The sequence below is a fragment of the Oscillospiraceae bacterium genome (genome assembly GCA_015068525.1).
GTDB lineage: Bacteria > Bacillota > Clostridia > UMGS1840 > HGM11507 > SIG450.
In genome coordinates this window covers 1-11,915 of the sequence record SVKJ01000033.1, presented here as the reverse complement: position 1 = coordinate 11,915, position 11,915 = coordinate 1, and the positions used below count along the sequence as shown (strand labels likewise).

Genomic DNA, 11,915 nt, shown 5'->3' with positions numbered 1-11,915 from the left:
AAGATTTATTCTTTATGAATAATATCTCTGAAAGTCTGGGAAATATCCCTTCTGTAAAATTTGGGAAGGAAATGGTTACTTTTAAAAACCCTCCTGTAGTTACAGAAAACGGTATGTTGCTTGTATGTGCTGAAGAATACCTTGAAAAAATAGGGATAACACCATATATCTTAAATGAAAACAAGGTTGCTTACAAACTGGATTTAAAAGATGTAACCTTTGAAAACGGCAAGAAAACCTTCAATGTAAACGGAGCAGACCTTCCTCTTACAGATACCATAAGGGCTTATAACGGTAAACTTTATATACCTCCTTTTGAGGCAGAGGGCCAGCTGGGAACAACAGCAACTTATAACAGTATCGGCAGAGTTATGACTTTGAAAAACGGTATCAGTTATAAAGTTACCCCGAAAAATATAGTAACAGTTAATAAAAATGAGGGCGGAAATGTGTTGCCGGGCGGAATTATTCTTGCAACGGATAATGAACCTGTAGATATAACAATAACACCTGATGACGGATATTATGTAGAAGAAGTTCTGTTTAATGGAACACCTTACGGAGTTTATAGCCAATTGGGAGTTGTAACATTAAAAACTCCTGCGATTACAGAAAGTTCAACACTTGAAGTAGAATTTTCAAAAATTGCAGAAGCATTGTCACCTGATGTAGAAACTGTTCCGTATGTCGCAAAAGATGATAATGGAATATTCCTTATGGGAAGAATAAATGCGCAAGGGTTTGATGTATCCGAGTACGGAGTGTTATATTCTACACTTAACCCTGAACCTACTTATGACGGATTTAATGTTAAAAAAGTACCATCAAAATATCCTTGCAGTAATGCAGGCTACTATGGTTTTACATTTGTAAATCCTAAAAATTATGAAAATATATATGTAAGAGCCTATGCTAAATATAATGACGGAAATATTGTACTTGCAGATAAAACCATAAATCTTGGAGATTTTGAAATAAAAGATTTAACACCAGTTTATAATAATAAAGTACCTGTTCTTACTGATGATACCTATGTCGATAAGAGCAAACCTAACGATAATTATAACTTTATGTACGGAACAGCTGAGAGAACACCTCATAATCTGATGCTTCCTGGCAAATTTAATCCTAATTACGGAAGAATTCTATATCTGGAATTTGATATAAGCGGTGTTGAGGGCGTATCGGGTGGCGCCGATTTAGTGTTATATGTAAAACAACCTAACGCAACTGCAGCAAAAACAATAAAATACTTAAGTATATATGAACTTGAAGAAGAGTTTGATGAAACTGAACTTACATATAATAACGCGGAAAAATTCGGAAAATGTATAGGTACTTTAAAAACTCCTGAAAGCACAAGCCTTAAACCGCTCAAGTTTAATATTACAGACTACTTAAAGAAAAGGCTTAATGAAGGCAAAGACTATATTTCAATCGGAGTAGGAATAAATGAAGAATGGCAAAAACAACTTTATCCTAATGGTACCAGTGATTTCAATTTAAATATTCAAACCAAAGCAAGAAATGAAAAACCGGAAATTATTTTATATTAAGAAAGGAAAAGGAATATGAAAAGAATTTTAAGCATAATTATTGTACTTTCTTTTATACTAATGTCTGTTCCTGTTGCTTATACATCAGAAACATCTTTGGATTTTATACCTGACAATAATATAAGCGATATCGAAACATTAAGTGAAAATAATACAGATATTTATGCATTAAATGAGACTTACGAAAGAGGAACATTTACATTAAAAGAAAAACATTACTTAGAAAGAAATACAGGGAATGTTACTTTCAGTGCATGGAAACCAGATAATTTTACCGATTCAATATCGGGAAGAGTTTATAACGCATCAGGAGATCCTCGTGACGAAGCAATCCTTAAGTTTGAAACAACAGCAGAAGGCCTTAATGCAGATGACAAAGTTATCCTGACCGTTGCGGTAAGAGCACAAACTGCACTTGGCGTATCAGGAGGAAGCGTAAGAATAGTTGGTATAGTTGATGAAAATTATGCTTTTAACGGAACTCTTCCTACCGTTGACAGAAATTATACTTTCACTACAACCGAGGGCTTATCACTTGATTTTAAAGAATATTCATTTGATGTTACATCTTATGTAAAAGCAAGAATACAAAGCGGCGCACCTTCAATTTCTTTCTTGGTTGAATTTGTTGACTCTGACTGGAAAAACGGAGATTCAAGCGTTTATATGGACCTTGCTTTAGCACCATATAATGTAGTGCCACATCTTGAATATAAAAAGACTATTCTTTCTGATTTAAGTTATGATGGTAATAATATCAATATTAAAGATGGCACATATACCTATGTTGTAACTCTTGATGATGACACTACTGTGCCTTATGTTTCTGCATTGGCAGATAACTCAACAGTTGATATTATTCAGGCTACACAAGTTCCCGGAACTGCGGTTATAAAGGTTAATACATACGGTGTCGAAACACAGTATAAGGTTAATTTTATAACAGATGATTATATAGGAACAGCGACCGCTGTCGGTGTATTTAATGCAACAAGAAGCACCACACACGGCAGATTTGATGCTAATCTTACCTCTTATAATGTTAATGATGATAATAAATATGTTCAGGTAAGAACAGATTCTTCAACTAAAGTAAGGCAGGAAGGTGCAGTAGTATTTGATATTGAAAATCTACTTGGAATTCCTGCTGATAAGAAGGCAGTCTTAACTGTTTACGGATACGGAAACGTTGCCGCTGTTAACGCTCAGACAAAGGTTGAAATAAGAGGTGTTACAGGCGAAGGTGTAACTGCCGGCGGTAAATATGGTACAGATGTAGATTATTCTTTAAAAAGTGATATTGCAGTTACATCTGATTCACAAACAGCATATAAATTTGATGTTACCGATTATTTGAAATCAAAGATAGCTAACAGTGAAGAAACTGCAACCTTTGCGGTAAGAGTAGAAGAAGGCGGTAATGCTACAACGTTTTACTGGTACTACGGAGGCACAAGAAAACCGACAATAACTTTTGAAGAAATTTCAGCAGAACTTTCGGATATTAAGGTTGATGGTGTATCCGTTGCTGATTTTAGCAGTGCGAAGACAGACTATACTCATTTGCTTTCATATGATTACCAGGGAATACCTGAAGTTACAGGTGTAACAAAAGATTCAGGAGCAACTGCAGTTACCGAGGAACCTTCATCAGTACCTGGCATTGCAACTATAGAGGTTACAACCCCGGGAGGAAAAACTAAAACTTATACTGTTTACTTAGATCGTGCCGAAATTTCAACCGAACTTACCGATATTAAAGTTGACGGTGTGTCAATAGATGGATTTGAAAGTTCAAAGACTATATATACACATTATCTTGCCGACAATTATCAGGGCTTTCCTGCGATTTCGGTTACTAAAAAAGATAATGTAGCAAGTGAAAATATCGTACTTTGTGATACTATTCCCGGCACAGTTTATATAGATGTTGAAAACTTTTCAGGAAAACTAACAACATACAAAATAAAACTTTGTTATGAAAGTTCTAAAACTCAGCCTACAACTTATACAACACTTCCTAAAGTAACATATACCGATGCAGTGGGCACAGTAATTGATGCTGTTCCTGCAAACGCAACAGTTAATGCAACACTCGATTTAAGAGAATTAAGAGATGAAGATAATATCACTTTTGTAACTGCTCTTTATAATGATGGATTTATGATAGATAAAGTATCTTCTAAAAAGCAGGGAAATGAAACATCTCTTACAAATACTTTAAATGTAACACTTTCTGATGTTTCCAAAGCGCAAATAAAATCATTTATTTTAAATGATTATAAAAATGGTAACAGTATTATAAACTGTGCTACGCTTACATCAACTAACAATAATCTTAAAGCATTAAGTTTTAATAATTCAATTATTGCAGGATTTAATAAATCAATTTTAAATTATAAATTTAAAGTTCCTGCATCAGTGCTTAACTACCCTGAACTTTTATTTAAAACTGAAGATTCGGGTGTTAAAACAGAGATTACCTATCCTGCTAAACTTTCAGGTACAGTAAATATTAAAACAACTGCAAATAACGGCGACAGTAAAACATACAGTGTTGAATTTGAAAGAGAAGATGCAAAAGTAACAAATGTTACAATGGATTATGCATCATTTGACCCTAATTCAAATCTTAAAATATATGAAAATATTCAAAATCCTATATATAGTGGTGCAAATGAGGTTATATCAGAAATTACAAATCCGATTTTACTTCATACAGGAAGAACATATCTTGTAAAAAATATGGAAGACAAATTCCTGGGCGGAACATTTATTTCACTTCCTATGGATGGGTTCATTCCAACCACCAATACTAAAATGGCGGAATACCTTGACAAAACAGGATTTATAACATTTGATATTAACCGTTCGGCAACAGTTTATATTGCCTGGAACGATGTCAGTATGCCGGCATGGGCATCGGCAGAAGGGTTTACAGAGGTTTCAAATGCTACAGAAAATATTACAGCAACATCTGATACAGCAACTATGCAAATGAATAAAATATATAAAAAATATTATGAAGTTTCCGAGTGGAGTGAAACACCTGTTACAGTTTCACTTGGTGCTATCAATCAACATAAGTACTGGTGGATAATAGTAGTATTTGATGATTAATGTGTGTTAAGAAAGGAGAAAAATATGAAAAAACTTAAAAAATATCTTTCTTTAACTCTTGCACTATGTATGCTTTTTAGTTCTTTTTCTGTTATTGCGGCACCTAAAAATGATGATAAAGTAATTAAGTTTACAGGCAGTGAAGTCATTTTTGAGGCTGACGGAGAATACACACAGTATGAAGGAAGATATGTAAAAGTGGAATACGATACCGCAACAGGTGGTACCTGCCTTCAGGCTAATCCTCTTGCTTCGGCACAGCTTTCAACACCTGAAGCAAGTGAAAAACCCGAACTTAGATTTGACATATCATTTCCTGAAGACGGAGTTTATACAATATGGTTAAGATCAACGGTTGCAAATGTATCAGAAAACTCAATTCACTTTAAATACGGAGATAAAAACTGGGGTTCAAAGGAACTTTCGGTTTATGAAGACGGTGACTGGCACTGGCAGATTTTATCAAATGAGTTTTTTAAAAAAGGCACTTATACTATAGGTTTAAGACCAAGAGAGTTAAGAACGAGAATAGATAATATTCTTATTACAAATAATGTTGCATTTGTTCCTAACGGAGCATCAGGAATGGAAAAGCCTAGGAATTTTATAGACGGGCAGTATTATAACATTCCTCCGATTGTTCCTCCCGAAGGGCATCCAAGACTTTTAGTAAGAGAAAAAGATATTCCTCTTATAAAGGCGAATTTAGAGAGTGAAGAAAACAAACCGATGTATGAACAGGTTTTAAAGAATGTAGCAGATGATAACAACTGTATTCTTCCTTTAGACCCTGCATCACCTACAAATACCAATACTAAATGTTTAGGTATTATAGAAGGAAATGCATTTTTATATCTTATTGATAATGAAAACAATTTAGAAAACGGAAAAAAAGCGATAGAACTTTATAAAAATTACATATCCTCACTTGTTTGTACAAAAAGTGCAGCACATCAGACAAGAGAACTTGGTTATACAATTTATATAGGCTCACTTGTTTATGACTGGTGTTATGACATTATGAGTGATGAGGATAGAGAACTTTTTATAAATACATGGGTAGCATACGGAATGCAGCTTGAAATCGGCTGGCCTCCTATTTCTCAGGCTAATATGAATTCTCACGCAATTGAAGGACAGTTAATGACTGACTTAATCGGTATGGCGATTGCCTGCTATGACGAACGTCCTGATATATGGAATTTAGTTGGCGGAAGATTTTTTGATGAAGTTATCCCATGTCAGAACCTTTTATATTCAGGCGGTTATTTTACTGAAGGTTCAAACTACGGAATGAGCCGACTTGAATGTTTAATGGAAAACATGTGGATATTCAGACGAATGGGATTTGACAATATATATAATAAGGAAATAGAAAATGTAGGCTATTCATACATAATGAGCTTAAAATCAAGCGGTGAGCCAATGCCGTATGGTGATATATGGCTTGCAGGAAGCGGAGTTCAGGGTTCATTTTCAACAAACTTCTATCTTCTTTATTCATATTATAAAAATCCTTATTTTAAATATATGTTCTATAAATTAAACCCATCAGGAACAATTACAGGTCAGAGTAATGGTGGTTTAGGCCCTGTATATTTCCTTCTTACAAATGTTGAAAAAATAGAACAAAAAAGTATTGAAGATTTACCTCTTGCAGGGCATTACGGTGTGACATCATCAACCATACTTGCAAGAACAAGCTGGGACGACTCCAAAGAGGGAGACGGAGTACTTGTTCGAATGAACTTTAATAAATATTTCTTCGGCGGTCATCAGCACGCGGACTCAGGAGCGTTTGAAATTCACTATAAAGGCGGTCTTGCACTTGACACAGGTCTTTATCAGTCCGCATCATGGGAAAGACCCGACGGAAAAATTGAAACAAGCTTAGCGTATGGTTCAGAACACGACCAGAATTATCATAAACTTTCTATTGCACATAATGTAATGCTTGTAAGAGGTGCAAATGAGAACGAGTTTGGCGGATATATGTCAACAACCAAGTATGACGGTGGTCAGGTTGCCAATATCGCAGGTTTGCGTCTTAATGGCACAGGTGATGTTCAGTCCCGTATAAATGGCGCTATTACAAATTATGACGATATATATCAAGAAGGAGTTATCCAGGGTAAACCTTTATCTTATGATATAGGTCCTGACCCGAGAGATCCTGAATACAGTTTTGTTAAAGCAGATATAACTGATGCTTATCCAAAATCTTCGGTTGAAAAGTATTCAAGGCAGATGATGTTTATAAACTTTAAAGATAAAGAATATCCCGGTGCTATGATAGTTTTTGATAATGTAAAATCAGCCGATAAGCAAAGGGAAAAAGCATGGCTTTTACATACGGAAGAAGAACCTCAGCTTACCGAAAATACTATAACTGTTAAAAGAACAACAAATAAAGCACAGGGAAGGCTTATAAATGAAACACTTCTTCCTGATGTTTCAGATATTGAATACAGAAAGATAGGCGGAGAAGGCCACGAGTTTGAAGTTGACGGGCATAACTATACTGCTGTTAACAGATATGCTACTTATGAGCATGGTAAATGGAGAGTTGAACTTGTTCCTAAAACAAAGAAACAACAGGACTATTTCTTAAATGTTCTTCAGATAAGCGATAACAAAGACGAAATTGTTCCGTTAAAATCAGAACTTATAAAGAACGATGATGACTATATCGGCGTTAAAATAAAAGACAAGGTTGCACTTTTTGCAAGAACAGGAGAGTCTTTAAATAAAAAAATAGAACTTTCAGTTCCGGGAGAAGAAAAGAATTTATCCTTTATTATAACGGGCTTAAAATCAGGAACATGGCAACTTATAAAAGACGATAAAGTTGTTGCAACATACGATGTTGATAAAACTCACGATACTGCATACTTTAAAGCAGATGCAGGAAATTACACAATTAAGTGGAAATATAAATCAAATATACCTGAAAAAGATTTGTATTATGCAAACTTAATCGAAGAAAAAAATGGTTCAGTAATAGATATAAAAATTGATAAGTATTATGAAGAATTTGAGAATGAACCTATTGAAAAAGACGGAACATTATACCTTCCTTACAAAGAACTTTTAGATAAAGCGGATTATGAATATAAGGTAAATGATGACAATTCAATAACACTTACAATAAACAAAATAGATGTTACTGTAAAACCTTATGACAATAAAGTTTATTTGGGAACTAAGGTGCATGAAATGAAACTTGCACCATTTATGGAAAACGGACTTTTATATGTTCCCATAACCCAATTTGCTGATAAAATCAGTATGAAAGCGACATGGTATGATATGTCTAAGAAACTTATTATTCAGATTTTAGGAAGAAAAGACGAAGACGAAAGATTAAGAATTAAAAATTCGTCTGATCCAGCAAGAATTAAACTTTATGATGCAAATCACAGCGGAACTAATGTATCTGTTTCTCCTTTTGATGCTGTTGACGCAAATAACGGTACATACTGGGCGGAAAGCGGAAAAGGCGTATGGATTGAAGGTGTGTTTGAAGATGTTTCAACAGTATCCAAAGTCGGAATTTACTGGCATGTTGGCGATACAAGAATTGCAAACTTTGAAATTCATATTTCAGAAGACGGAGAAAACTATACAAAAGTATATGAAGGCGTATCCGATGGTATAACAGCAGGATTTGAATACTATGAATTGCCGCCTGACGTTAGAGCGAAATATGTAAGAATTGTTGGATTTGAAAACAATACAAATGCTTGGAACTCAATCAAAGAATTAGAATTTTACAAGTAAGAAAGGATAGAAAACAATGAAAAAAATAATATGTTTGTTACTTTCATTTACCTTTATTCTGTCTTTTGTTTCATTAAATACGCTTGCGGCTGAGGAATTGTCTTTAGCCGTAAGCCCCGCTTACGACTCGCAAAACAACCTTTATTATAATGTAAGCGCATGGTATAAATTTGATGATTCAAAAATCGGAAATTCAGTAGTAATTGAAATGGTAAAAAAATCAAAAGGATTTTCGTCTGTCCTTTCTGACTCTGACATCTATTATATAGATGAAGCAATTATTAAGGATGACGGCACAGTAAATTTTGATTTTAAAGTTAAAAATTATGATGAATATACTATAAGATTTACATCAGGGGATTTTAACATATCTTCTTTAAAAAAAGATGTTATTCTTCTTTCAAAAGAAGGTGCGGGAAGTCTTAACGAACTTTTAACAGATGTTGTTAATACCGCTGATTTAAACGAAATGATTGGAAAAATCAACTCAAATGCTTATAAACTAAATCTTAATACAACATATCTTAATGAACTTACCGACCCGACAGTTGTTGCGGCAGTTTTAAAAGCAAATAAAAATAATATCAATGCAGGAAATTATTCTGAACTTTTTGACCGTACAGTAATATTCAACTACTTAAACCAACAAACTGATTTAGAAAAAATAATTTCAATGCTTGAATATTATGAAGGTAGATATTTTAAAATTGCATCCCAGCAGTACTTAGGTATATATCCTACATATCAGGCAATGAATACGGATATAAAGAAGAAAGTTATATCTTCTCTAAAGAACGGAACTTATCCTTCTTTTGACAGTTTCAGAGGGAAATTCAACGAAGCGGTTATTCTTACGGCACTTGATAACTACGATAAGACTCCGCTTGACAAAGTGTTTACTGACAACCTTGATTATTTAGGATTTTTAGGATATACAAATCTTTCAATTACTGATAAGAGTGATATTTTAGGAAAACTTATTGAAGATTCTTCTATAACAACAGTTGATAAATTAAAAACACAATATGATTTCTATAAAACAGGAAGTGTAATTGTTCCGATTTTACCACCTCCTCCTTCAAATCAGGGCGGAGTTGTTGGCGGAGGCGGAGCATCTTCAACTACTACAGTTGATTCTTCACTCGCAAACCCTGAAAATAATCAGGAAACTGTTGATTTAAGAACAGACTTTACAGACCTTGCAACTCACGAATGGGCAAGAGAGGCTATAGAAGACCTTGCATATAAGAAAATCTTAAGCGGTAAAGGAAACCGTCAGTTCTTCCCGGGAGATAATATTAAAAGAGAAGAATTTATTAAAATCTTAGTTCTTGCATTCGGACTTTATGACGAAAGTGCGACATGTTCTTATACTGATATACCGACTGAGAGTTGGGCATATTCGTATGTTGCATCAGGTACAAAGGCAGGGCTTACAGTAGGTTATGAAGACGGAAGTTTTGGAATGGGCGCAAATATCACAAGAGAAGATATGGCAGTTATGGTTCATAGGCTTTTAGTTTCAATAAGGCAGATAGACAGAATAACCGACCTTTCAAAAACTTTTGATGATATGGATTTAGTATCAGGCTATGCCGAAAATTCTGTTAAGATGCTTTTAAACGCAGGTCTTGTTCAGGGTGATAATAACAAATTTAATCCTAAGAATAATACAACAAGGGCAGAAGCGGCACAACTTATATACAATATATTAAAGGAGGAAAATTAGTATGAAAAAGTTAATATGTATGCTATTATCCCTTACTATGCTTTTTAGTGCATTTCCTCTTTATACGGCTTTTGCCGAAGAAGATATCACCGTTAATTCCTATATCAGCCAACTTGCAGATTTGAAAATTATAGAAGGCGATGAAAACGGTGAATTTCACGAAGACTCTGTTATGACAAGAGCACAGTTTTGTACAGTTATTTCAAGAATGACAGGTGCGTATAACACTATAACAAATCTTGAAAATGACCTGTTTACAGATATTGATAATACATACTGGGGAAAAGACTATATTATCTACTGTGCAAAATTAGGACTTGTATCAGGATACGGGGACAATACTTTTCTTCCTGAAGCACCGATTGAAACCTATCAGGCAGTAAAAATCTTAGTTGAACTGTTAGGCTATGGATATAAAGCGAGAGTTTACGGAGGATATCCGACAGGATATTTGCAGATAGCAAATGAAATCGGACTTTTAAAAGGCGTTGAAGTAACAGAAGAAGCAACCTTAAAAGGCCTTTCAAGACTTATATACAATGCACTAAAGACCGACCTTTCTATGAAAGCAGGTTTAGATGGGGACCAGATTATATATGAAGTTTATAAAGGAAGAAATCTTCTTACTGAGTATCTTTCAATGAATGTTTATGAAGGTATAATGGACGGTTCCTATGCAGCGCAGATTGCAGGCAACACATCACTTTCAAAAAATGAAATAACAATTGATAAAATAAAATATATCTGTAATTTAGATTATGACTTAAAAGATTATATAGGAAAGAAAGTTACTGTTTTCTATAAATACGACCCTGAAACAATGAATGTTCCTGAGATTTTAAGTATAGCAGCAGATGATAAAAACAAGGTTGTTACAATAGACGCAAATGATATTGTATCAGCGGCAAACAATGTTATTTCAGTTGAGGGCGAAAACGGTAAGGACATTGATTATAAATTCGGTTCAGAAATTAAATATCTGGTAAATTATGACTTTATCTTAAGTTACGATATTAAAAATCTTCCGAACATAAAAAACGGTAAAGTTGAACTTATAGATAATAACGGCGATAATTCTTATGATTTACTTAAAGTTTTTGAATTTGAAACTTTTATTGTTGAAAATGTAAGCGATAAATACATTTCGGGAAAACTTAACGGCCATTCTATCGACTTAACCCATGAAGATATAATAGTTAACATCAAAGATACCGAAGGTTACAGTATGTCAGCCGAAGATATAAAGCAAAATAATATTTTATTTGTATTAGAAACAGATAAAGTGATTGATATCATTGTATCGACCGATGTTGTTTCGGGAACTGTTTCCGCATTAGGAAACGGCGAACTTGAACTTAACGGCAAACTTTATGAAATTTCAAAAGAGTATGTTGTCGGCAGTAACTTTATAGGCGGTATGGCGGATATATATCTTGACCCGTTTGGGAGAGTTGCATTCATTATAGAATCACTTTCTTCTGATATGAAAACAGGATATTTAATTTCCATAAAACAGCCTGAAAGCGAATATAAAGACGGATATATAAAACTTCTTACAGATAACGGCGATATAGAGTCTTTTAAATTAGCAGATAAAATTAACTTAGGCGGAACTAATGCAAAACTCCATTCCGAATATGCTTTAATTTTTAGCTATCTTGCTGATGATACAAAACAATCTTTAAGAAATCAGGTTATAAGATATCAGTTAAACGAAGAAGGTAAAGTTG

Annotated in this window: 5 protein-coding genes; all 5 read left to right on the top strand. The window is 34.0% G+C overall.

Annotated elements, in window-relative coordinates; all coding sequences use genetic code 11:
- The first annotated feature begins 14 nt into the window (after nt 1-14).
- Nucleotides 15-1,556, top strand: coding sequence for a DNRLRE domain-containing protein (locus tag E7419_07695; protein MBE7015064.1), 1,542 nt, complete (start codon nt 15-17; stop codon nt 1,554-1,556).
- Nucleotides 1,557-1,571: 15 nt separating this feature from the next.
- Nucleotides 1,572-4,676, top strand: coding sequence for a hypothetical protein (locus E7419_07690; GenBank protein MBE7015063.1), 3,105 nt, complete (start codon nt 1,572-1,574; stop codon nt 4,674-4,676).
- Nucleotides 4,677-4,700: 24 nt separating this feature from the next.
- On the top strand, nt 4,701-8,456 hold the full coding sequence (locus E7419_07685) for a hypothetical protein (GenBank protein MBE7015062.1): 3,756 nt from the start codon (nt 4,701-4,703) through the stop codon (nt 8,454-8,456).
- Nucleotides 8,457-8,472: 16 nt separating this feature from the next.
- Nucleotides 8,473-10,185, top strand: coding sequence for an S-layer homology domain-containing protein (locus tag E7419_07680; GenBank protein MBE7015061.1), 1,713 nt, complete (start codon nt 8,473-8,475; stop codon nt 10,183-10,185).
- A gap of 1 nt (nt 10,186) precedes the next feature.
- The coding region (locus tag E7419_07675) for an S-layer homology domain-containing protein (GenBank protein ID MBE7015060.1) at nt 10,187-11,915 on the top strand (1,729 nt) is incomplete at its 3' end.

Excerpts from the sequence above, each read along its gene's own strand:
- E7419_07695 (MBE7015064.1), top strand. The coding sequence starts at position 15 with ATGAATAATATCTCTGAAAGTCTGGGAAATATCCCTTCTGTAAAATTT.
- E7419_07690 (MBE7015063.1), top strand. The coding sequence starts at position 1,572 with ATGAAAAGAATTTTAAGCATAATTATTGTACTTTCTTTTATACTAATG.
- E7419_07685 (MBE7015062.1), top strand. The coding sequence starts at position 4,701 with ATGAAAAAACTTAAAAAATATCTTTCTTTAACTCTTGCACTATGTATG.
- E7419_07680 (MBE7015061.1), top strand. The coding sequence starts at position 8,473 with ATGAAAAAAATAATATGTTTGTTACTTTCATTTACCTTTATTCTGTCT.